General features: G+C 66.4%; 20 protein-coding genes and 1 pseudogene. 18 read left to right on the plus strand and 3 right to left on the minus strand.

Annotated elements, in window-relative coordinates:
- The first annotated feature begins 8 nt into the window (after nucleotides 1–8).
- The 3 genes from DFO45_RS19780 to mutS all read left to right on the plus strand — a co-directional run bounded on the left by DFO45_RS19780 (nucleotide 9) and on the right by mutS (nucleotide 5,554).
- Nucleotides 9–887 carry a ParB/RepB/Spo0J family partition protein gene (locus DFO45_RS19780; protein ID WP_133866200.1) on the plus strand — a complete coding sequence of 293 codons (879 nt, stop codon included), beginning with the start codon at nucleotides 9–11 and terminating at the stop codon, nucleotides 885–887.
- A gap of 182 nt (nucleotides 888–1,069) precedes the next feature.
- On the plus strand, nucleotides 1,070–2,686 hold the full coding sequence (locus tag DFO45_RS19785) for an inorganic phosphate transporter (RefSeq protein WP_245518186.1): 1,617 nt from the start codon (nucleotides 1,070–1,072) through the stop codon (nucleotides 2,684–2,686).
- A gap of 72 nt (nucleotides 2,687–2,758) precedes the next feature.
- Nucleotides 2,759–5,554: a DNA mismatch repair protein MutS gene (gene mutS / locus DFO45_RS19790; RefSeq protein ID WP_208299837.1), complete on the plus strand. Its 2,796-nt coding sequence runs from the start codon at nucleotides 2,759–2,761 to the stop codon at nucleotides 5,552–5,554.
- Between the two features lie 120 nt (nucleotides 5,555–5,674).
- On the opposite strand, the gene rho is transcribed toward mutS, so the two are convergent.
- The 3 genes from rho to hemE form a co-directional block, all read right to left on the minus strand.
- On the minus strand, nucleotides 5,675–6,946 hold the full coding sequence (gene rho, locus DFO45_RS19795; protein WP_133866201.1) for a transcription termination factor Rho: 1,272 nt from the start codon (nucleotides 6,944–6,946) through the stop codon (nucleotides 5,675–5,677).
- 255 nt (nucleotides 6,947–7,201) lie between these two features.
- The gene (hemJ, locus tag DFO45_RS19800; protein ID WP_133866202.1) at nucleotides 7,202–7,624 is read right to left on the minus strand and encodes a protoporphyrinogen oxidase HemJ; all 423 of its coding nucleotides are present in this window, start codon (nucleotides 7,622–7,624) and stop codon (nucleotides 7,202–7,204) included.
- A gap of 154 nt (nucleotides 7,625–7,778) precedes the next feature.
- The gene (hemE, locus tag DFO45_RS19805; RefSeq protein WP_133866203.1) at nucleotides 7,779–8,825 is read right to left on the minus strand and encodes a uroporphyrinogen decarboxylase; all 1,047 of its coding nucleotides are present in this window, start codon (nucleotides 8,823–8,825) and stop codon (nucleotides 7,779–7,781) included.
- A gap of 299 nt (nucleotides 8,826–9,124) precedes the next feature.
- Between hemE and DFO45_RS19810 the strand changes: the two genes are divergently transcribed.
- The 15 genes and pseudogenes from DFO45_RS19810 to trmB all read left to right on the plus strand — a co-directional run bounded on the left by DFO45_RS19810 (nucleotide 9,125) and on the right by trmB (nucleotide 22,803).
- Nucleotides 9,125–10,012, plus strand: coding sequence for a pyruvate, water dikinase regulatory protein (locus tag DFO45_RS19810; protein WP_043879845.1), 888 nt, complete (start codon nucleotides 9,125–9,127; stop codon nucleotides 10,010–10,012).
- Nucleotides 10,009–10,620, plus strand: coding sequence for a Maf family protein (locus DFO45_RS19815; protein ID WP_133866204.1), 612 nt, complete (start codon nucleotides 10,009–10,011; stop codon nucleotides 10,618–10,620). Before DFO45_RS19810 ends, DFO45_RS19815 begins: the two co-directional genes overlap by 4 nt.
- Nucleotides 10,617–11,462 (plus strand): shikimate dehydrogenase, encoded by an 846-nt coding sequence (locus DFO45_RS19820; RefSeq protein WP_133866205.1) that lies wholly within the window; start codon nucleotides 10,617–10,619, stop codon nucleotides 11,460–11,462. Before DFO45_RS19815 ends, DFO45_RS19820 begins: the two co-directional genes overlap by 4 nt.
- A 4-nt stretch (nucleotides 11,463–11,466) precedes the next feature.
- Nucleotides 11,467–12,081 (plus strand): dephospho-CoA kinase, encoded by a 615-nt coding sequence (coaE, locus tag DFO45_RS19825; protein WP_133866206.1) that lies wholly within the window; start codon nucleotides 11,467–11,469, stop codon nucleotides 12,079–12,081.
- Between the two features lie 3 nt (nucleotides 12,082–12,084).
- A complete protein-coding gene (dnaQ, locus tag DFO45_RS19830) occupies nucleotides 12,085–12,807 on the plus strand; it encodes a DNA polymerase III subunit epsilon (RefSeq protein WP_133866207.1) in 723 nt (240 codons plus the stop codon).
- Between the two features lie 89 nt (nucleotides 12,808–12,896).
- Nucleotides 12,897–13,325, plus strand: coding sequence for a Fur family transcriptional regulator (locus DFO45_RS19835; RefSeq protein WP_012168537.1), 429 nt, complete (start codon nucleotides 12,897–12,899; stop codon nucleotides 13,323–13,325).
- On the plus strand, nucleotides 13,322–14,206 hold the full coding sequence (locus DFO45_RS19840; protein WP_245518187.1) for a lysophospholipid acyltransferase family protein: 885 nt from the start codon (nucleotides 13,322–13,324) through the stop codon (nucleotides 14,204–14,206). The genes DFO45_RS19835 and DFO45_RS19840 overlap by 4 nt, the downstream gene beginning before the upstream one ends.
- Before the next feature lie 121 nt (nucleotides 14,207–14,327).
- Nucleotides 14,328–15,722 (plus strand): tRNA (N6-isopentenyl adenosine(37)-C2)-methylthiotransferase MiaB, encoded by a 1,395-nt coding sequence (gene miaB / locus DFO45_RS19845; protein WP_133866208.1) that lies wholly within the window; start codon nucleotides 14,328–14,330, stop codon nucleotides 15,720–15,722.
- 68 nt (nucleotides 15,723–15,790) lie between these two features.
- Nucleotides 15,791–16,771: pseudogene (locus tag DFO45_RS19850) on the plus strand (PhoH family protein); the annotation flags it as partial.
- A 139-nt stretch (nucleotides 16,772–16,910) separates the two neighbouring features.
- A complete protein-coding gene (gene ybeY / locus DFO45_RS19855) occupies nucleotides 16,911–17,456 on the plus strand; it encodes an rRNA maturation RNase YbeY (RefSeq protein ID WP_166657192.1) in 546 nt (181 codons plus the stop codon).
- A gap of 21 nt (nucleotides 17,457–17,477) precedes the next feature.
- Entirely contained in the window at nucleotides 17,478–18,464 is a 987-nt protein-coding gene (locus tag DFO45_RS19860; protein WP_012168542.1) for a hemolysin family protein, read from the plus strand.
- A 13-nt stretch (nucleotides 18,465–18,477) separates the two neighbouring features.
- Nucleotides 18,478–20,085 carry an apolipoprotein N-acyltransferase gene (lnt, locus tag DFO45_RS19865; protein ID WP_133866210.1) on the plus strand — a complete coding sequence of 536 codons (1,608 nt, stop codon included), beginning with the start codon at nucleotides 18,478–18,480 and terminating at the stop codon, nucleotides 20,083–20,085.
- 98 nt (nucleotides 20,086–20,183) lie between these two features.
- Entirely contained in the window at nucleotides 20,184–20,636 is a 453-nt protein-coding gene (locus DFO45_RS19870) for a helix-turn-helix transcriptional regulator (protein ID WP_012168544.1), read from the plus strand.
- A gap of 88 nt (nucleotides 20,637–20,724) precedes the next feature.
- The gene (gene metK / locus DFO45_RS19875) at nucleotides 20,725–21,918 is read left to right on the plus strand and encodes a methionine adenosyltransferase (protein ID WP_012168545.1); all 1,194 of its coding nucleotides are present in this window, start codon (nucleotides 20,725–20,727) and stop codon (nucleotides 21,916–21,918) included.
- Between the two features lie 192 nt (nucleotides 21,919–22,110).
- Complete coding sequence (trmB, locus tag DFO45_RS19880; RefSeq protein ID WP_133866211.1) at nucleotides 22,111–22,803, plus strand: tRNA (guanosine(46)-N7)-methyltransferase TrmB; 693 nt, start codon at nucleotides 22,111–22,113, stop codon at nucleotides 22,801–22,803.
- Nucleotides 22,804–22,841 lie beyond the last annotated feature (38 nt).

A 22,841-nucleotide genomic window follows, 5' to 3' on the forward strand; every position in this document is an offset into this window, starting at 1 on the left:
AGGAACCGATGGCGGAAGAAGGTCGCTCGCGTCTGGGCCGTGGGCTCGCGGCTCTCATCGGCGACATGGGCGAGGCGGATGCGCCCAGCCGCGCCAATGCGCCCGCGCCCAAGGCGGGCGGCACGCGCAAGCTGCCCATCGAGCAGGTGCAGCCGAGCGCCCGCAATCCCCGCCGGACCTTCGTGGAAGAGGGGCTCGACGAGCTCGCCGCCTCCATCCGCGAGAAGGGCATCATCCAGCCCATCGTCGTGCGGCCCATGGGAACGGACCGTTTCGAGATCGTTGCCGGCGAGCGCCGCTGGCGGGCGGCCCAGCGCGCCAGCCTGCACGAAGTGCCGGTGGTGGTGGTCGAGCTCAACGACCGCGAGGCGCTGGAGATCGCCATCATCGAGAACGTCCAGCGCTCGGACCTGAACGCGCTGGAAGAGGCCCAGGGCTATGAAGCCCTCATGGCGCAGTTCGAGTACACGCAGGGCGACCTCGCCAAGGTCATCGGCAAGAGCCGTCCGCACATCGCCAACACCATCCGCCTGCTGAAACTGCCGGAGAGCGTGAAGGCCTATCTGGCGGACGGTCGCCTTTCCGCTGGCCACGCCCGCGCGCTGCTGGCGCATGACGACCCGGAGCGGCTGGTGCGCGCCGTGGTGGAAAAGCGGCTCTCCGTGCGCGATGTCGAAGCCCTGACCAAGACCAAGAAGGCGCTCACCGAGAAGGCCGGCGCGCCGCCGCAGAAGGACGCCGACACCAAGGCGCTGGAAAAACGGCTGGGTGATGTGCTCGGCCTCGCCGTCCAGCTCCAGAGCAAGGGTGAAGCGGGCGAGCTGCGCATCCGCTATACTGATCTTGAGCAGTTGGACCAGCTCTGCCGGAGACTGGGCGTCGAATAGCGCGCCGGGTTGGTGATCTTCCCGGCGCATGAAGAGTGTTGCGCGACATCTTGCGGGTGTTGTTTTCGCGCTTTTGTCTTATGAAGACGGCAAAACAACGCTACCGGCTGCCCGTGTCGCGGATGATCTCCGCCTTCGGCCCGGTGCGCCCAAGGACCCGATGAGCGCTCCCGGAGAGGATCTTGAGCCGAACCGTGCCACACCCGACCGCCGCCCCTTTACGGACGGCGCAAGTGGCGCTTGATCGCGCCCCCCGGCCGCGCGACATCGCGCTCTTCTTCGCGGCCCTGTTTGGCGGCCTCGCTTATGTCTTCTGGTCGATCTGGAGCGATGTGCAGCAGGCAGCGCCCGGCTCCCTGACACTCGCTCCCTTCCTGCTGCTGGCGCTGGCGCTCGTGATCGCGCTCGGCTTCGAGTTCGTGAACGGCTTTCACGATACGGCCAATGCGGTCGCCACCGTGATCTACACCCACTCCCTGCCGCCGCACTTCGCCGTCATGTGGTCGGGTATCTGGAATTTCATTGGCGTGCTCGTTTCCACTGGCACGGTCGCCTTCAGCGTTGTCTCCCTGCTGCCGGTGGAACTGATCCTCCATGTGGGTTCCGGCGCCGGCCTCGCCATGGTCTTCGCCCTGCTGCTCGCGGCCATCATCTGGAACCTCGGCACGTGGTTCCTGGGCCTGCCGGCCTCCTCCTCGCACACGCTGATCGGCTCCATCGTCGGTGTCGGCATCGCCAACCAGCTGCTGCAGGATCGCAACGGCTTTTCCGGCGTGGACTGGGAGCAGGCCTCCAGCGTCGGCTATGCTCTTCTCCTGTCTCCCGTTGTCGGCTTTATTGGCGCAGGGCTGCTGCTGCTGTCTCTCAAGGGGCTGATCAAGCAGCCGGAACTCTATCGCGAACCCAAACCTGGGACCGCCCCGCCCTGGTGGATCCGCGGCCTTCTGGTGCTCACCTGCACGGGTGTCTCCTTCGCCCACGGCTCCAACGACGGTCAGAAGGGGATGGGCCTCATCATGCTCATCCTCATTGGCATCGTACCAACCACTTATGCGCTGAACCGGGCGGTGGACCCGGTCGACGTGGCCCGGTTCCGTGCACTGTCCCGTGAGACGGCTCAGGTGCTGACGCAGATCGTGCCGCCCGGTGTCCGGATTTCGGACCCGCGCAGGATCCTGAGCGACTATGTGCGCGATCGTCGCCGGACAGCCGACACGCTGCCGGCGCTGGCCCGGATCACGGATGAGATCGGCGAGGCCGTCGCCCGCCACGCGAGCCTTGCGCAAGTGCCCGCCGCAGCGGTGAGCAACATGCGCAACGACATGTATCTCGCTTCGGAGACCATCCGCCTCTTGCTGCGCCAGCCGGACGCCACCATCACGCCAAGCACGCGGTCGACCCTCGTCGCCTTCAAGCGGGCTCTCGATCAGGCCACGAAATTCATTCCTCTCTGGGTCAAGGTGGCCGTGGCGATCGCGCTCGGGCTCGGCACCATGGTCGGCTGGAAGCGCATCGTGGTGACGGTGGGCTCGCGCATCGGCAAATCCCATCTCACTTATGCGCAGGGTGGCGCGGCTGAGACCGTGGCCATGGGCACCATTCTGGCCGCCGATGCCTTCGGGCTGCCGGTTTCCACGACCCACGTGCTGTCGTCCGGCGTCGCTGGGACCATGGCGGCGAACCGCTCCGGCCTACAGTGGGGCACCGTCCGCAACCTCGCGCTTGCCTGGGTGCTGACTCTGCCCGTGGCCATCCTGCTTTCCGGTGTGCTCTATGCCCTGCTGCGGCAGGTCTTCTGATCCCCGACGGGACGGGGGATTGCGGCACACAATCGATTCCCTCGCCGGGCTTCCGGCTTTAGCCTCTAGGCCATGATGGACGACACCGCGATGCCCGCCCGCGCCGAAGCCGACGCGGCCGAAGACGAACTTGCCGCGCCCGCCGGAATCGACCGCACCGCCAAGGCGGACAAGGACGCGAACCGCGTCTCGCCGATGATGGCGCAGTATGTGGAGATCAAGGCCGCCAATCCGGGCAGCCTGCTGTTCTACCGCATGGGCGATTTCTACGAGCTGTTCTTCGAGGACGCGGAAATCGCCTCGCAGGCGCTCGGCATCGTCCTCACCAAGCGCGGCAAGCATCTGGGCGAAGACATCCCCATGTGCGGCGTGCCCCTGACGCGGTCGGAAGAATATCTCCACAAGCTCATCGCGCTCGGCCACCGGGTGGCGGTCTGCGACCAGTTGGAAGACCCGGCCGAAGCCAAGAAGCGCGGCTCGAAAAGCGTGGTGAAGCGGGATGTCATCCGCCTCGTCACGCCCGGCACCATCACCGAGGATTCCCTTCTCGACGCCAAGCGCGAGAACGTGCTGCTGGCGGTCGCCCGCACCCGCGCGAGCGGGGAGGGCGCCTATGATTACGCGCTCGCCTTCACCGATGTCTCCACCGGCTCCTTCCGCGTGGTCGCAAGCGACGCCGACACGCTGGCGGCAGACCTTGCCCGCATAGATCCTGCGGAAATCCTCGTCTCCGACGCGGTCTATGATGACGAGGAACTGCGCGACTTCTGGCGCGGCCTGTCCACGCCCGTCACGCCCCTGCCCAAGCAGAGCTTTGATGGCCCGCAGGCCGAGAAGCGCCTCGCCGCCTTTTTCGGCGTGGCCACGGCGGACTCCTTCGGCAGCTTTACGCGGGCGGAACTGATCGCCGCCGCTGCCGTCGTCGCCTATATCGAGCGCACCCAGCTCGGCGCCCGCCCGGCCCTCGCTCCGCCCCAGCGCGACGCGGACGGCGGCTCCATGCTGATCGACGCGGGCACGCGGGTGAACCTCGAACTGATCCGTACCACCTCCGGCGAGCGGCGCGGCTCGCTGCTGGCGGCGGTCGACCGGACAGTGACGGCGGCCGGCGCCCGTCTGCTGGCCCGGCGCCTTGCTGAACCCCTCACGGACATCGCTGCCATCCGCGCGCGCCATGATGCGGTGGGCTTCCTGGTGGAAGAGACCGAGCTGCGCGAAGCTCTGCGCAAGCGCCTCGCCGCCGCGCCGGACCTTGCCCGCGCGCTCTCGCGCATCTCTCTGGGGCGCGGCAGCCCCCGCGATCTGGGGGCCATCGCGGCGGGTCTCAAGGAAGGTCTCGCCATCTCCTCCGCCTTCGGACCGGAGACGCCGCGCGACATCGCCCGCTGCGCCCGCCTTCTGGCAGCCGTGGAGCCATGGCTGGCGGAGGAACTCACCGCAGCGCTTGCCGACGAACTGCCGCTCAACCGGCGGGACGGCGGCTTTGTCCGGCAGGGCTATGATCTCGATCTCGATTCCACCCGCGCCCTGCGCGACGAAAGCCGCCGCGTCGTGGCCGCGCTGGAGCGGCGCTATGTGGACGAGACCGGCATCAAGTCGCTGAAGATCCGGCACAACGCCGTGCTCGGCTATTTCGTCGAAGTGACGGCACAGAATGCCGACCGCCTGCGCGAGGCCCCCTTCAACGCCACCTTCGTCCATCGACAGACCATGGCTGGGGCCGTGCGCTTCACGTCTGTGGAACTGGGCGATCTCGAAAGCCGCATCGCCAGTGCCGGCGAGCGGGCGCTGGCGCTGGAACAGACCATCTTCGACCGCCTTGCCGCAGCCATCATCGAAGCCTCCCGCCCCATCCGGGAAGCTGCGGAAGCGCTGGCGGAGCTGGACGTACTCACCGCTCTGGCGCGGCTGGCGGTGGATGAACGCTATGTCCGCCCCGAAATGACGGAAGGGGTGGACTTCGCCATCTCGGGCGGCCGCCACCCGGTGGTGGAGCAGGCGCTGGCGCGGGGCGGTGGGCCGTTCGTCGCCAATGACTGCGATCTGTCCCCGCCGGAGACGGCACAGGACGCGCGCATCTGGCTGGTCACCGGTCCCAACATGGCCGGTAAGTCCACCTTCCTGCGCCAGAACGCGCTCATCGCCGTGCTGGCGCAGGCCGGCGCCTTCGTGCCCGCGCGCGCCGCGCGGCTGGGCGTCGTGGACCGGCTGTTCTCGCGCGTGGGTGCCGCCGATGACCTGGCGCGCGGACGCTCCACCTTCATGGTGGAGATGGTGGAGACGGCAGCGATCCTTAATCAGGCCACCCGCCGCTCGCTGGTCATCCTCGACGAGATCGGGCGCGGCACCTCCACCTTCGATGGCATGTCCATCGCTTGGGCGAGCCTTGAGCATCTGCATGAAGTGAACCGCTGCCGGGCGCTATTCGCGACCCACTTCCATGAGCTGACCGCGCTCACCCAGCGCTGTCAGCGCCTCGCCAACGCCACCGTGAAGGTGACCGAGTGGCAGGGGGACGTGGTGTTCCTGCATGAGGTCATCCCCGGCGCGGCGGATCGCTCCTATGGCATTCAGGTGGCCAAGCTCGCCGGCCTGCCCAAGGCGGTCATTGCCCGCGCCAAGGCGGTGCTGACCGAACTGGAAGCGGCCGAGCGCGTCTCACCCGCCCAACGCCTGCTGGACGAACTGCCGCTCTTCGCCGCCGCGGCCCGGCCCGCGCCCACGCTCGCGGCGCCCGCTGGCCCGCATCCGGCCGAGCCGGTGCTGGAGGAACTGGATCGGCTCGACCCGGACGCTCTGACGCCGCGCGCCGCCCTCGATGCGCTCTACCGTCTTAAAGCCATGCTACGGGACGCGGCGGACGACTGACGCGACGGGATCGCGCCAGCGTGGCCCGTGCGACACGAGGCCGAACGAAAAAGCGCGCCGCCGGCGGACCGGGGCGCGCTTTCTTTTTGCGCAGCAAAGCCTGCGAAGAGGCCTCAGCCGTCAGGTGTTCATGCTGTCGAAGAAGTCCTGATTGGTCTTCGTCTGCCGCAGCTTGTCCATGAGGAACTCGATGGCATCCACCGTGCCCATGGGATTGAGGATGCGGCGCAGCACATACATCTTCTTGAGCACATCCGCCGGAACGAGGAGTTCCTCCTTGCGGGTGCCCGAGCGGGTGATGTCGATGGCCGGGAACACGCGCTTGTCGGACACCTTGCGGTCGAGGATGACTTCCGAGTTACCCGTGCCCTTGAACTCTTCGAAGATCACTTCGTCCATGCGCGAGCCGGTATCGATGAGCGCGGTCGCGATGATGGTGAGCGATCCGCCTTCCTCGATGTTGCGGGCGGCGCCAAAGAAGCGCTTCGGACGCTGGAGGGCGTTGGCGTCCACACCGCCGGTCAGCACCTTGCCGGAGGAGGGGACCACCGTGTTGTAGGCGCGCCCGAGGCGGGTGATCGAATCCAGCAGAATGACCACGTCGCGGCCATGCTCCACGAGGCGCTTGGCCTTCTCGATCACCATCTCGGCCACCTGCACATGACGCGAGGCCGGCTCGTCGAAGGTGGAGGAGATGACCTCACCCTTCACCGAGCGCTGCATGTCCGTCACTTCCTCCGGGCGCTCGTCGATGAGCAGCACGATGAGGAAGCACTCGGGGTGATTCGCGGTGATGGACTTGGCGATGTTCTGAAGCAGCACCGTCTTGCCGGTGCGGGGCGGCGCCACGATCAGGCCGCGCTGGCCCTTGCCGATGGGCGACACCGTATCGATGATACGGGCCGAGAAGTCCTTCTTGGTCCCGGTCGCGTCCTCAACCTCGAGCTTCAGCCGCTCATCGGGATAGAGCGGGGTGAGGTTGTCGAAATTGATCTTATGCTTGGTCTTCTCAGGGTCTTCGAAATTGATCGTATTGACCTTGAGAAGCGCAAAATAGCGCTCGCCCTCCTTGGGGCTGCGGATCTGTCCCTCGACCGTGTCGCCGGTGCGCAGGCCGAAGCGGCGGATCTGGGAGGGAGAGACGTAAATGTCGTCGGGGCCGGGGAGATAATTGGCGTCGGGCGAACGCAGGAAGCCGAAGCCGTCCTGCAGCACTTCAACAACGCCCGTCCCGATGATGTCGGTCTCGGTCGCTGCCAGCTGCTTGAGAATGGCGAACATCAGTTCCTGCTTGCGCAGCGTACTGGCGTTCTCGACCTGGTTCTCTTCAGCGAAGGCGAGCAGTTCGACCGGAGTCTTGGACTTGAGGTCCTGGAGTTTCACTTCCCGCATAGGGGAAAGCCTCAAAATCTATGATGGTGCTGCGAACTCCGCGCGCGGGACGTTCGGACAGCAGGGAGGGGAGGAGATCGCAGGTCTTCAGGCGAGCTTTGGTTTCACCTGTCGCGCTGAGCCGGTCTCATGACGTGACCGACATACAAAAGCGCGCTGCCTGCGTTTGAGGAAACAAGAGGACAATACAGGAACACGCTGGCCTCGCGCAAGTCCCCTCATCTTGCCGGCTTCAAGCCCGATCTTTTCAAGCAATCAGAAGGGCTTGAGCACGACCAGCAGCACGATCCCCACCATCAGCAGGGCCGGGATTTCGTTGACCATGCGGAAGAAACGGCTGCTGTGCACATTCTTGTCGGCGGCGAACGCCTTCCACCAGCGCACAATGAGACCGTGGAACGCCGAGAGCAGCAGCACCAGCGCCAGCTTGCCATGCAACCAGCCGGAGCGGATCCAGCCGCCCTCATAGATGAGATAAATCCCGGCGAGCCAGGTGACGATCATCGCCGGATTGCAGATGCCCTTCAGCAGGCGCCGCTCCATGACCTTGAAGGTCTCGGACTGCACGGACCCGGTCTCCGCATCGGCGTGATACACGAACAGGCGCGGCAGATAGAGCATCGCAGCCATCCAGGAGATGACCGCCATGATGTGCAGGGCCTTGATCCATTCATACATGCGCTGGTTCCAGCCGTGAGAGCGCGGGGCCGCCGCGTTCCCGAGCGCTCAGAGGAAGCCACAGGCCACTGATCCGCGAAAGGGGAGGGGTTGCGCCATCCCCGTTATGCCCGCTGCGCCACCCTCGCGTCGATATGCGCCGACGGCCCGAGGATCAGAGGGTTTCCCGCACCTTTTCCACAAGCTTTTCCACATGCGCGATCGGGGTCTCCGGCTTGATGCCATGACCCAGATTGAAGATGTGGCGGATGCCGTCGAAATCCTTGCGAATCGAGAGGATTTCCTCATCCAGCTGCGGCCCGCCGGCGATCAGCCGCAGGGGGTCGAGATTGCCCTGAATGGCGACCTTATCCCCAAGGCGGGCCTTGGCGGCTTCACGATCGATCGTCCAGTCCACGCTGATGCCGTTCAGGGGCAGAGCGGCGATCTTTTCCAGCCCCTCGAGCGTCGCTCCTCGCGGGAAAGCGATGATGCGGGCGTTGCGGTGGCTGGCCTTCACGGCCGAGACAATCCGGCGCAGGGGGCGCACGCACCAGCGCTCGAAGGAATGGGGATCGAGCACACCGGCCCAGGTATCGAAAATCTGAACGACATCGCAGCCGGCTTCGATCTGAGCCCGCAGGTGGTGGATGGAAGCATCCACCAGCCGGTCGATCAGTTGCTGGAAGAAATCCGGGTCCCGCAGGGCCATCAGCCGCGCCGGCGCCTGATCGTCCGTCCCCTGGCCGGCGATCATATAGGTCGCGACCGTCCAGGGCGCGCCGCAGAAGCCGATGAGGGCCGTCTCGCGGGGCAGTTCCGACGAGACCCTGGTGATGGCCTCATAGACCGGCTGCACGCGGGCCGGATCCAGCAGGCGCCGCAGGTTGTCGAGCCCGGCCTTGTCGGTGACAGGCGCAAGGCGCGGTCCCTCGCCCGCTTCGAAGCGCACGTCGACGCCGAGCGCGTGGGGCACCACGAGAATGTCGGAAAAGATGATGGCCGCATCGAACCCGAAGCGGCGGATCGGCTGGAACGTCACCTCGGCGGCGAGTTCGGGTGTGTAGCAGAGCGTGAGGAAGTCGCCCGCCTTGGCGCGCACCTCGCGATATTCCGGCAGGTAGCGGCCGGCCTGACGCATCATCCAGAGCGGCGGGGTCTTCTGCGGGAAGCCGTCCAGCACGTTCAGAAACGGGGAGGGCTTGGCCCTAAGCTCGCTCATGCCCACACACCCTCATCAAACAAGAATCTCTTAGAAAAGAGAGTCGTTAGTGTCTTAACGGTTGATTAACTAGTCGCGCGGCGATCGACAACCGATCCACAAATGGACACGGCGGCGCACCCCGATTCACAGGGGCGGGAAAAGGCCAAAAACCGCCGGTTAATGAAGCGTTAACCATTTGGGCGTGGATGCGCGTCCCCATCTGCCCACAGGCCGGGATGAATCCGCGTCCACACGGGATGGATTGTGGATGCCCATGCCCATGATTCTTGTGCTGCGCTTGCATGGGGCCGGAGGGCATGCCTTCCTGCACACGCCGTCCACAGACCGGTGGAGAAACCGTGAGCAGCCCGCATCAGAACTACTTCCACCTGCATCTGGTTTCGGATTCGACGGGCGAAACCCTGATCAACGTGGGACGCGCAGCCTGCGCCCAATATGTTAACGTTTCACCCATCGAGCACGTTTATCCGCTGGTGCGCTCCACCAAGCAGCTCGACCGCGTGCTGGCCGAGATCGAGGCCAGCCCCGGCATCGTGCTCTACACGCTGGTGGACAAGGAGATCCGCGAGCGCCTCAAGGAGCGCTGCCGGGAACTGAGCGTGCCGTACATGTCGGTGCTGGCGCCGGTGGTACAGCTTTTCCAGTCCTACCTTGGCGGCGAGCCGCAGCCGCGCGTCGGTGGCCAGCACGCGCTGGACGCCACCTATTTCAAGCGTATCGACGCGCTGAACTACACGGTGAGCCATGACGACGGCCACCTGACCGATGATCTGGAAGAGGCGGACGTGGTGCTGCTGGGGGTCTCGCGCACCTCGAAGACCCCCACCTCCATCTATCTCGCCAACCGCGGCATCAAGACCGCGAACATCCCGCTCGTGCCCAACGTGCCGATCCCGCCGAACCTCTCGCGCCTGAAGAAGCCGCTCATCGTCGGGCTGATCGCGAGCCCCGAGCGTATCGTCGAGATCCGCCAGAACCGCCTGCTCGGTCTCAATGCGGATACGACCAACTCCTCTTATGTGGACCGCGACGCGGTGTCGGAGGAGATCGCCAATTCCCGCCGGCTCTTCGCCCGCAACGGCTGGCCGCTCATCGACGTGACGCGGCGCTCCATCGAGGAGACGGCCGCCGCCATCATCGGCCATCTCTCCGAGCGGCGCCGGCGGAGCATCGTCGAGACATGAGCCTGTGGCGCCTGCCTGAGCCGCTGCTGCTCGCCTCCCGCAGTTCCGCCCGCCTCGCGGTCCTGCGTGGCGCCGGCCTTCCCGTCGAGGCGCGGCCGGTTGCGATCGACGAACGGGCCATTGAGGCCGAAGCCCGTGGCACGGGCGCAGCGTCGGACGATGTGGCGCGGGTGCTGGCGCAGGCTAAAGCCCTCGCCGCCTCCGCTCTCGCGCCGGGTCGGGTGGTCCTGGGCGCCGACCAGACTTTGGCGCTCGGAGGTGACATCCTGCACAAGCCGCCGACGCTCGAGGCCGCCCGTGCTCAGGTCCGTCAGCTTTCCGGCCGCACCCATGTCCTGCACGCGGCCGTGGCCATCGTCCGCGATGAGGAAGTGCTGTTCGAGACCGTCGAGACCGCGCAGCTGACCATGCGCGACTTGTCGGACGAAGCGATCGAGAGCTATTTCGCCGCGGCGGGGCCGCAGGTGATCGAAAGCGTCGGCGCCTATCAGATCGAAGGTCCCGGCGTGCAGCTGTTCGAGCGCATCGACGGCGACCATTTCACCATTCTCGGCCTGCCCATCCTGCCGGTGCTGGCCTGTTTCCGTAGCGAGGGTTGGGTTCCGTGAAGCGCGTCGCCATTTTCGGTCATCCGGTCATCCATTCGCGCTCGCCCCTCGTTCACGGCTACTGGCTGAAGCAGCACGGCATCGCAGGCGAGTATGTGCGCCACGACGTGGCGCCGGACGAAGCCGAAGCCTTCTTCGCGCGCTTTGCCGAACAGGGCTATGCCGGCGGCAATGTCACCATCCCGCACAAGGAAGTGGCCTTCAACGCGCTGGCGGAGGCCGACCCCGTAGCCCGCGCTTTGGGTGTCGCGAACACGCTGTGGCTGGAGGACGGCCGGCTCTTCGGCGCGAACACCGACGCGCCGGGCTTCCTCTCCAATCTCGACGCGACCGCGCCGGGGTGGGACGCCAATCCTCGTGTCGCTCTGGTTCTGGGGGCGGGCGGTGCATCGCGGGCAGTGCTGTATGGCTTCCTGGAGCGGGGCTTCGACAAGGTGCTGCTCGCCAACCGCACGCTCGCACGCGCGGAAATGCTGGCCGCTCATTTCGGTTCGCGCGTCGTGCCCATCGGGTGGGAGGGTGTCCCCTCTGCGTTGAAGGAGGCGCAGGTGGTGGCCAACACCACGTCGCTCGGCATGAAGGGCCAGCCGCCGCTGGATCTCGATCTTTCCGTGCTGGCCGATGATGCAGTGGTGGCAGATGTGGTCTATGTGCCGCTGGAGACGCCGTTGCTGAAGGCGGCGAAGGTGCGGGGCCTGCGCACGGTGGATGGGCTCGGCATGCTGCTGCATCAGGCGGTGCCTGGGTTCGCCCGCTGGTTCGGCGTCACGCCGCAGGTGGATGCGGGCCTGCGCGATCTCATCGTCGCGGAGCTCGCGGCCAAGGGACAGTTGGAGGCCTGAGCGCATGTGGATCATCGGCCTCACCGGCTCAATCGGCATGGGCAAGTCGGCTACCGCCGGCCTGTTCCGCGCCGCCGGCGTGCCGGTGCATGATGCCGATGCCAGCGTCCATGCCATGTATCGCGCCGAGGCCGTGGCTCCGGTGGAGGCGGCCTTTCCCGGCGTGACCCGCGACGGCGCCATCGATCGCAAGCTCTTGTCCGAGCGAGTGCTGAACGATGCCGAGGCCATGAAGCGGCTGGAGGCCATCGTCCATCCGCTGGTGCGGGCCCGCGAGCGCGCCTTTCTGCAAAAGGCCGAGGCGGCCGGCGCCCATTGGGTGGTGCTGGACATCCCCCTGCTCTTCGAGACGAACCGGGCGGAGGCCATGGATGTCGTCGTCGTGGTCACTGCGCCGAAAGAGGTGCAGGAACAGCGGGTGCTGGCGCGGGATGGCATGACGCGCGAGCGGTTCGAGGCCATCCTGAAGCGGCAGATGCCTGATTCGGAAAAGCGCCGCCGCGCCCATGTCATCATCGACACCGGCCGGGGCTTTCCGGCCGCGAAGCATCAGGTGGAAGGCCTCCTGCGCACCCTGGCGGGACAGGGGCGCACCCGCCGAGACAGGAAGACGGACTGACCCATGCGCGAGATCGTGCTCGACACGGAAACCACCGGCCTTGAAGCCAACAAGGGCGACCGGGTGGTGGAAATCGGCTGCGTGGAGATGGTCAACCGCATCCTCACCGGCAACACCTTCCACGTCTACATCAATCCCGAGCGGGACATGCCGGCGGAAGCCTTTGCGGTCCATGGCCTTTCGAGTGAGTTCCTCTCGGACAAGCCGAAGTTCGCGGAGGTCGCCGACGCCTTCCTGGAATTCATCGCCGGGGACACGCTGGTCATCCACAATGCGGCCTTCGACATCGGCTTCCTGAATGCCGAACTGGCGCGTCTGAGCCGCGAGCCCATCGCCCGTGACCGGGTGGTTGACACGGTGGCGCTGGCCCGCCGCAAGCATCCGGGCGCTTCCGCGAAGCTTGACGATCTCATGAAGCGCTACGGCATCGATGCGTCGCGCCGCGTGAAGCACGGCGCGCTGCTCGATTCCGAACTGCTGGCCGAGGTCTATAGCGAACTCTTGGGCGGCCGGCAGGCCATGCTCGTCGGGCTTGCGGACGAGACCTCCGAGGCACCGCGCCTCGTGGTGGAGGTGGCGGTGGCCGCGCGGGCGCGGCCGGTGCCCCTGCCCTCCCGCCTCAGCGCGGATGAGATCGCCGCCCACCGCGAGTTCATCGGCGGCATGGGCGAGAAGGGCATCTGGAACCAGTATCTGGTGGACGAAATCCGCGAGACGGGCACCTGATCGCCTCACGTCGGTGCCGCTCTTGCGATCGGCGCGCGGGCGCGTGATAAGCTCGCCCGCCGCACCGACCAGAAGAAGGGTGAGCACCTTTGAGCGAGAAGATCAGCGCCATAGAAGAGGCCTGCCTCGCCAAGGGGATGCGGATGACGGATCAGCGCCGCGTCATCGCCCGCGTGCTCAGCCAGTCCGCCGACCATCCGGATGTGGAGGAGCTTTACGGCCGGGCCAGCGCCATTGATGCCAACATTTCCATCTCCACCGTCTATCGCACGGTGAAGATGTTTGAGGACGCCGGCATCATTGCCCGCCATGAATTCGGTGATGGCCGCTCGCGCTACGAGCCGGTGCCGGACGAGCACCACGACCATCTCATCGACCTGCGTTCCGGCCGTGTGCTGGAGTTCCGCTCCGAGGAGATCGAGCGCCTCCAGGAAGAGATCGCCCGCCGGCTCGGCTATCGCATCGTCGGGCACCGGCTCGAACTCTATGTGGTGCCCCTCGACGAGGAGCCTTCGTGAGTCTCACGGCGCGGAACGGACCTGCGTTGGCTTCCGAGGCGGACCCTCTCGCGGACTTCGGGCCCGAGCGCCCCGCCCTGACGCTGTGGCTCGACCGTCTCCGCATCGCCTGCGTTCTTGCGGGCGTGGGCGTCGTGACACTGGTCGGCATTCCGCTGCAATGGCTCTCGCTCCGGCTCAACCTGCCGAGCCGGCGGCTGATCCCCCTCCTGTTTCACCGCATCGTCTTGCGGCTCATCGGCGTGCGGGTAAAGCGGATCGGGGCGCCGGCGGCGCAGCGGCCCATGCTCATCTTGTCCAACCACACTTCCTGGCTCGACATCTGCGTGGTGGGCTCGCTCACCCCGCTGTTCTTCGTCGCCAAGAGTGAGGTCGGCACCTGGCCGCTGATCGGCTTGTTCGCCCGCTTCCAGCGCACCGTGTTCGTGGATCGCAACCGCCGGACCGCGACGGGGGCGGTCAATCAGGAGATCGCCGCCCGGCTGGCGGAAGGCGATCCGGTGGTGCTGTTTGCGGAGGGCACGTCCACGGACGGCAACCGGGTGCAGCCCTTCCGTTCCGCACTGGTGGGTGCGGTGCGTGAGGCCTTTGCCACCTCGGGCGCGGTCGTCGTCCAGCCCATGGCCGTTAGCTATGTGGGGCTTCAGGGCCTGCCCATGGGGCGGCGCCACCGGCCCATCGCCTCCTGGTACGGCGACATGGACCTGGCACCCCATCTGCTCGAAGTGCTGCGCCATGGCGCCATGGATGTGGAGGTGCGGTTCGGCGCCCCGATCAGGCTTGCGGATGACCATGACCGCAAGGCCGTGACCCGCGCCGCCGAGACGGAGGTCCGTCGCCTGCATCTGGAGGCCCTCACGGGGCGCAGCACCGGGACTTGAGTTTTCAAACCCCGCGAATGCCGGTAAGAGTAAACGCAACGCAAATTTTGGGGATGGGCCGCGACGGCGTCACGGGAGCGTCGCGCCCCCGCGCGATGCTGGAGACGACAGAACAGGCACGATGCAAGAACCCCGCAAGCTCTACGTAAAGTCCTTCGGCTGCCAGATGAACGTCTACGACTCGCAGCGTATGGCGGACGCCCTGGCGAAGGAGGGCTATGTGGAGACGCAGGACCCGGCGGATGCCGACCTCGTCATCCTGAACACCTGCCATATCCGCGAGAAGGCCGCCGAGAAGGTCTATTCCGAACTCGGGCGTCTGCGCAAAGCCAAGCAGGACGCGGGCTCCGACACCACCATCGCCGTGGCCGGCTGCGTTGCCCAGGCCGAGGGCGCCGAGATCATGAAGCGCGCGCCCGTGGTGGACCTCGTGGTGGGGCCACAGAGCTATCATCGTCTGCCGGAAATGCTGGAGAAGGTCCGCGACGGCAAGCGTGTGGTGGACACCGAATTTCCCGCCGAGGACAAGTTCGACCACCTGCCCGCACCGAGCGCGGCGGCCACGAAGAAGCGCGGCCCGACCGCCTTCGTGACCGTGCAGGAAGGCTGCGACAAGTTCTGCACCTTCTGCGTCGTCCCCTACACGCGGGGGGCCGAAGTCTCCCGCTCGGTCTCCAAGATCGTGGGCGAAGCCCGCGCGCTGGTGGATCAGGGCGTGCGCGAGATCACGCTCATCGGCCAGAACGTCAACGCCTTCCATGGCGAGGGGCCGGACGGAAGGACATGGGGCCTTGGCCGGCTGCTGGAAGAGCTGGCCAGCATCAACGGGCTGGCGCGCCTGCGCTACACCACCTCGCACCCGCGCGACATGGATGACGGCCTCATAGCCGCCCATCGCGACCTGCCCCAGCTCATGCCCTATCTGCACCTGCCGGTGCAGTCCGGCTCCGACCGCATCCTCGCGGCCATGAACCGCAAGCACGGGCGCGACACCTATTTCGAGATCATCGACAAGCTGCGCGCCGCCCGGCCGGACATCGCGCTGTCGTCGGACTTCATCGTCGGCTTCCCCGGCGAGACCGAGGCCGATTTCGAGGACACACTGGATCTCGCCCGCCGGGTTGGCTTCGCCAGCGCCTATTCCTTCAAATACTCCATCCGTCCGGGCACCCCGGCGGCGGAGCATGACCACCAGCTTTCCGAAGAGGTGAAGAGCGAGCGCCTCGCCCGCCTGCACCAGGTTCTGGAAGCCTCCAAGACCGCGTTCGACCGCGCCTGCATGGGGCGCCGGTTCGACATCCTGCTCGAGAAGCCCGGCCGCCTGCCGGGCCAGCTCATCGGCCGCTCGCCGTATCTCCAGAGCGTCGTGGTGACCGCACCCGGCGCCGGCATCGGCGACTTCGTGACCGTCGATATCACCGACGTGGGACCGAACTCTCTGGCGGGACAGGTTGTTGACGCTGTCGAGGATCGAGGCCGAACGAGCGACCGCCCGCTCGTGGCCATGGAGGCTTGAGCGTGGCAAGAACGAGCGACCGCGAGCGTTCCGTTGCAGTTCCGTCCAATGGCCCGGCCCGGGCCGCCGTGAGCGACCCCTGGGCGCTCCAGGGGGAGACCGGCACCACCCAGGTGGTGCTGGCGTTTGACGACAATCGCCTCGCCTCGCAGCTCTTCGGCCATTATGGCCGCAACCTCGCGCTCATCGAACGCAAACTCTCGGTCAAGGCGGAGTCCCGCGGCAACCACGTGACGCTGGATGGCGGGCGTGACGGCTGCGAGCAGGCCCGCCGGGTGCTGGAGCATCTCTACGAGCAGTTGAAGCGCGGCCGCGACATCGGCCAGGGCGATGTGGAGGGGGCCATCCGCGAGGCGGTCTCCCAGGGCTCGCTGTTCGACTTCGACCCCAGCGAGACGCGCCAGTCCTTCGACGAGATCCAGTTGCGCCGCCGCCCGGTGCGGGCGCGCACCGCTGCGCAGGATGCCTATATCCGCGCGCTGAAGCGCCACACGCTCGTCTTCGGCACCGGTCCGGCCGGCACCGGCAAGACGTGGCTGGCGGTGGCCTACTGCGTCCATCTGCTGGAGCGGCGGATGGTGGACCGCATTATCCTCACCCGCCCGGCGGTGGAAGCGGGCGAACGCCTCGGCTTCCTGCCCGGCGACATGAAGGAGAAGGTGGATCCCTATCTGCGGCCCATCTACGACGCGCTCTACGACCTGATGGACCGTGCGTTCGTGGAACGGGCCCTGCAATCGGGTGAGATCGAGATCGCGCCGCTGGCTTTCATGCGCGGACGCACCCTCGCCAACGCGGCCGTCATCCTCGACGAGGCGCAGAATGCGACGTCGATGCAGATGAAGATGTTTCTCACCCGCCTGGGCGAGAATTCTCATATGATCGTGACCGGCGATCCCAGCCAGACGGACCTTCCCAACGGGATGACGTCGGGGCTCGCGGAGGCCGTGCGGCTTCTGGAAGGGGTCGAGGGCGTCGGCATTTCGCACTTCAAGGCGCAGGACGTGGTGCGCCACGAACTGGTGCAGCGTATCGTTGCCGCTTATGAGGAACACGATGCCACGCTGATCCGCCGGGCGCTGGTCCGTAAAGCGCCGGTTAAGGTGGAAGCGGTCAATGACGTGATCGAAGGGACGGCCGAGGAAAAGGCCGAGCCCGAGCTTTCCGCGCCGGACGAGGGGCGCACGCATGGGTGATGCCGCACGACAACGATCCACCGAGGCCTCCGCTGCCGAGGCAGAGGAGGCCGTCGCCGTGGAAATCGACGTGCTGGTGGAGGATGACGGCTGGTCCGCCCTCCCCGACGCTGCCGAGATCGCCATCGCTGCCGCCCGCGCGGCGCTGGCGAGCCTGGGCGACGAGGTGCCCGAGGGCGCCGAGATGAGCATCACCCTCACCGACGACGCCCGCATCCGCATCCTGAACCGGGAGTGGCGCGACAAGGACAAGCCGACGAACGTTCTGTCCTTCCCTGCCGCCGAACTCCCCGAGGGCGTGGTGCCCCAGCCGCTGGGCGACGTGATCGTCGCCCGCGAGACGGTGTTCTCCGAGGCTTTGGCCGAGGACAAGACGCCGGCCCATCACCTCGCCCATCTCGTGGTCCACGGCACCCTTCACCTCATGGGCTTCGACCATGAGGATGACGACGAGGCCGAAGAGATGGAAGCCGCCGAGCGCCAGATCCTGGCCAGCCTCGGCATCGATGACCCTTATGCCTTGCCCGCAGAGGGCTGACACGAACCCCATAGGGAGACCATGTCCTCCACCGACCAGTCGAGCGAACAGAACGGTTCGGAACCGCAGAGTTTTCTCGATCGATTGCGTTCCCTCCTCGGGACGTTCCGGGCCCACGGCTCGCTCCGCACTGACCTTGTCGAAGTGCTGGATGCGTCTGGAACATCCGAGGAGGTGAGCGAATTCTCGCCCTCCGAGCGGCAGATGCTGCGCAATATCCTGCACCTGAAAGAGGTGGGGATCGGCGACATCATGGTGCCCCGCGCGGAGATCGTGGCGGTCCAAAAGGACATCACGCTCGGCGCCCTGCTGATCGAATTCGCCAAGGCGTCCCATTCGCGGCTCGTCGTCTATGACGACACGCTCGATGATCCCGTGGGCATGGTGCACATCCGCGACCTGCTCGCCTTCATGACCGGCCTGCATCCGGGCGAGAATGGCGAGATCGAGGTGGCGGAAGGCCATGTGCCCGACCTGTCGGCAGTGAATCTCGGCCAGTCGCTCGCGGACACGGACCTCATCCGCCGCCTGCTCTACGTGCCGCCCTCCATGCCGGCAGTGGATCTGCTCGTCTCCATGCAGGCGGCGCGCATCCATCTCGCGCTCGTCATTGACGAATATGGCGGCACCGACGGCCTCGTCTCCATGGAGGACGTGGTGGAGGAGATCGTCGGCGAGATCGAGGATGAGCATGACGACGAAACGGCGCTCATCCAGCTCCAGCCCGACGGCAGCTACCTCGCCGACGCACGCACCGCACTGGAAGACGTGGCCGAGGTGGTGGGCTCCGACTTCGTTCCGGGCGAAGCCGCCGACGAGGTGGATACCCTCGGCGGCCTCGTGGTGACGCTGGCCGCCCGCGTACCCAATACGGGCGAGATCATCCAGCTTCCCGGCGATTACCGGGTGGAGGTGGTCGAAGCGGACCCGCGCCGGGTGAAGGCATTGCGCATCATTCCTCCGCCGGCCGAGGCGATGGCGCCCGAGGCCGTCGGCTCCGAGCTCTGACGGTTCCGCGTTCGTGCATCTGGCAAACCGGGTCCGCAGCCTCACGGGCTGGCGCCGTCTCGGCTTCGGCTTTCTCGCCGGAGCCCTCTCGGCGCTGTCCACTGCGCCTCTCGGCATCTGGCCGGCGCTGGCGGTGGGCTTTCCGGCCCTCGTCCTCCTGATCGACGGCGCCGGCCACGCGCGCCGGCGCGGACGCGGCGCCATGCTGCGTTCGGCGGCCGCCGCCGGCTGGGCCTTCGGGTTCGGCTATTTCCTCGCCTCCCTCTGGTGGATCGGTGCCGCTTTTCTGGTGGATGCGGAGGATTTTGCCTGGCTGCTGCCGGTCGCCGTGCTTTGCCTGCCCGCGGGCCTCGCCCTGTTCACCGCGCTCGGGGCTGTGCTTGCCCGGCTGATCTGGCCGAGCGGACCCGCGCGGCTGTGCAGCTTTGCCGTGGCGTTCACGGCGGCCGAGTGGCTGCGCGGCCACGTCCTCACCGGCTTTCCCTGGAACACCTTCGGCTATGGACCCGCGCAGACGCTGGAACTGGCGCAGGGGGCGGCATTCGTCGGCCTCTGGGGGCTGACCTTCTTCTCCCTGCTGCTCCTTTCCACACCGGTTCTGCTGCTGCGTTCAGGGACCTTCACCCGCAGGGCGGGCTGGCCACTTGCCGCGCTTGCGGTGATCGCCCTCGCCTATGGCCTTGGAGCTTACCGCCTCTCGCTCAACCCCTCGCGCTATCTGGAGCAGGTGCGCCTGCGCATCATGCAGCCGGCGATCCCGCAGGGCGAGAAGTTTGCCTATGACCGCCGCCAAGCCGTGCTCGAGAATTATCTCGACCTCTCGGGCCGGCCGAGCGCGCTCTATCCCAAGGGGCTGGAAGACATCGGCCTCCTGGTCTGGCCGGAATCCGCCTTTCCCTTCATTTATGAGCGCGAGCCCTGGGCCAAGGCGCGCATCGCCGCCACCTTGCCGGACAATGTGACGCTGGTGACGGGTGCCGCCCGCGTCGGCATGCCGCCGCAAGGTCAGACCTCCCCCTTCTTCAACTCCATCCGGGTCATGAACGCCCGCGGAGAGGTGCAGGAGACGGCCGACAAGGTGCATCTGGTTCCCTTTGGGGAATATCTACCTTTCCAAGATTTTTTGGAAAGTATCGGCCTTGAACAACTTACGCGTGTACGCGGGGGGTTCGCCTCGGGGGATCGCCTGCGGCCGCTGAAACTGCCCGGCGCACCCGATGCCGCGCCGCTCATCTGCTATGAGGCGATCTTTCCTGGCGCCGTCCTGCCCCAAGGGGAGCGGCCCGGATTCCTTTTGAATGTGACGAATGATGCCTGGTTCGGCGATACGCCTGGACCCTATCAGCACTTCCTTCAGGCCCGGCTGCGCGCGGTGGAGGAGGGGCTCCCGCTGATCCGCGCGGCGAATACGGGCATCTCGGCCATCGTCGATCCGCTGGGACGAATTGTCGCAGAAGAGGACCTCGGCGTACGCGGCATCGTCGATGGCGACCTACCACAAAGGCTTAATGCGCCGCCCTTCGGATCGCGGCATGCCGGAGGGGTCCTGCTCGTGCTGATGGGTATTACATCATCCGTTGCAATCTCGCGCGTCTGGAGACAACATGCACGCATAGGTTGATCGACGCGTTCTGATTGTATGCCTATCTTGCGCCCACTCAGGGCAGCCTTCGCAACGCGAAGTGAAACACACTCTTTTCCGACATAGCCGGAGAGATCATGGTCAAGAAGGCGCCGAACCCCATCGATAAGCATGTGGGTAGCCGCGTACGTATGCGTCGCATGATGGTCGGGATGAGCCAGGAGAAGCTCGGAGAGCACCTGGGCATCACCTTCCAGCAGATCCAGAAGTACGAGAAGGGCACGAACCGCATCGGCGCGAGCCGTCTGCAGCAGATTTCCATCGTCCTGTCCGTGCCGGTCGCGTTCTTCTTTGAGGGCGCCCCGTCGGCCAATCCGGAAGCGGACGGCGAAGGTTTCGCCGAAGGCCACTCGCCCGCCTACGTGTCGGATTTCCTGGCCACCTCGGATGGTCTGGCTCTGACCCGTAACTTCATGCGCATCAGCGACGCCAAGGTGCGCCGCCGCATCGTCGACCTCGTTTCGGCCATCGCCGGAGAGGAACTGGAAGCCGCCCCGGCCCCCATGGCCGTCGCGCTGCGTTCGATTTGACGAACGCTTTCGATTAGCCGATCTTGACCCGCCCACGACGACTTGTCACAAGTCTGCGAGCCGTTGTGGGGGGCAAGAGGAAGCAAACATGGCGCGCGAGTCGTATCTTTTTACCAGTGAATCGGTTTCCGAAGGACATCCGGACAAGGTCTGTGACCGCATCTCCGACGAGATCGTGGACGCCTATTTCCGCGCCGCCATCGAAAACGGCTTCGACACGACCCAGGTCCGCGTTGCCGCCGAGACCCTCGCCACCACCAATCGCGTGGTCATCGCCGGCGAGACCCGTGGCCCGTCTTCCGTCACGCCCGAGCTGATCGACAGCCTCGCGCGCAAGGCGATCAAGGAAATCGGCTACGAGCAGGACGGGTTCCACTGGCAGAACGCCAAGATCGAAGTGCTCCTGCATGCCCAGTCCGCCGATATCGCGCAGGGCGTCGACATCGCCGGCAACAAGGATGAAGGCGCGGGCGACCAGGGCATCATGTTCGGCTACGCGGTCAATGAGACCCCGGAACTGATGCCGGCCCCGATCTTCTATTCCCACAAGATCCTCAAGGTGCTCACCGACGCCCGTCACTCGGGCGAGGCCAAGCAGCTCGGCCCCGATGCCAAGAGCCAGGTCACGGTGCGCTATGAGAAGGGCAAGCCGGTCGGCGTGACGCAGATCGTGCTCTCCACCCAGCACCTCGACGAGAGCATGACCTCGCAGGACGTGCGCGCGCTGGTGGAGCCCTACATCCTCAAGGCCCTGCCGGAAGGCTGGGTGGATGCCTCCACCGTGTGGCACGTGAACCCCACCGGCAAGTTCGTGATCGGCGGTCCGGACGGCGACTGCGGCCTCACCGGCCGCAAGATCATCGTGGACACCTACGGCGGCGCGGCTCCGCACGGCGGCGGCGCCTTCTCGGGCAAGGACCCGACCAAGGTGGACCGCTCGGCGGCCTATGCGGCCCGCTATCTTGCCAAGAACGTGGTCGCCGCCGGCCTTGCCGACCGTGCCACCATCCAGCTCGCCTACGCCATCGGCGTGTCCGACCCGCTGGCCGTCTATGTGGACCTGCACGGCACGGGCAACGTGGCCGAGGACAAGCTGGAGACCGTGCTGCGCGAGGTGGTGAACCTGCGTCCGCGTGGTATCCGCGAGCACCTGAGCCTCAACAAGCCCATCTATGCCCGCACGTCCGCTTACGGCCACTTCGGCCGCGCCCCGGAAGCCGACGGCGGCTTCTCCTGGGAGCGCACGGACCTCGTGTCGGCGCTGAAGTCCGCGCTCGCCTGAGCGACGGCTTTCCGAAGACAATCGCATGGCCGGGCGCGTCCCGGCCATGCGTGTTTCTGGACCCCGAGGCGCCTTCCGGCCTGGCGACGGTGTCGGGCCGACAGGAAATCGCCGACGCTTCAATAATCCGGAGCATTCCCCATCGATCAGGCCGCTTCGGCGTGGTCGGAGAATTCTCTCGTCTGAACCCAAGTGACTGCCTTGAGCGAGACCGAGCATAAGGGTGCCTTCTACGGCCGCCGTGTCGGCAAGACATTGCGGCAGGGGCAGCAGCAGGCCCTCGCCCGCACCCTGCCCCGCTATCTCATAGATCTGCCGACCGTTGCCGAGCCGGCGGCCCTGTTCCCCTGCCCCGTGGACGAGGTGCGGCTCGAGATCGGCTTCGGCGGCGGCGAGCATCTGCTCTCGGAAGCGAAGCGCTTTCCACGCGCGGGCTATATCGGCATCGAGCCGTTCCTGAACGGCATGGCCAAAGCCGTGCTGGAGCTTGATCTCGCACCGCAGGACAATGTCCGCCTGTTCAACCTCGATGCGGCGCTGTTGCTGGCCAAGATGCCTGAAGGCACCGTCTCGCAGGTGGAGCTGCTCTATCCGGACCCGTGGCCGAAGCGGCGGCACTGGAAGCGCCGGTTCGTCAGACCGGACAATCTCGACCTCCTCGCGCGCGCGCTGAAGCCGGGCGGGGTGTTCCGTTTCGCCAGCGACGTGCCCGATTATGTGGACTGGACGCTGCGCGAAGTGCGCGCCCATCCCGCCTTCCGCTGGACGCAGACGCGGGCGGATGACTGGCGCAAACCCTATGAGGGCTGGCCGGGCACCCGCTATGAGGCGAAGGCGATCGCCGCCGGTCGCGTACCCACCTATCTCAGCTTCGCGCGGGTCTGACGCGCCGGGCGTGCCCCGCGGCTCGGACGGTGCTAGAG

The sequence above is a fragment of the Azorhizobium sp. AG788 genome (genome assembly GCF_004364705.1).
In the GTDB taxonomy this organism is placed as follows: domain Bacteria; phylum Pseudomonadota; class Alphaproteobacteria; order Rhizobiales; family Xanthobacteraceae; genus Azorhizobium; species Azorhizobium caulinodans.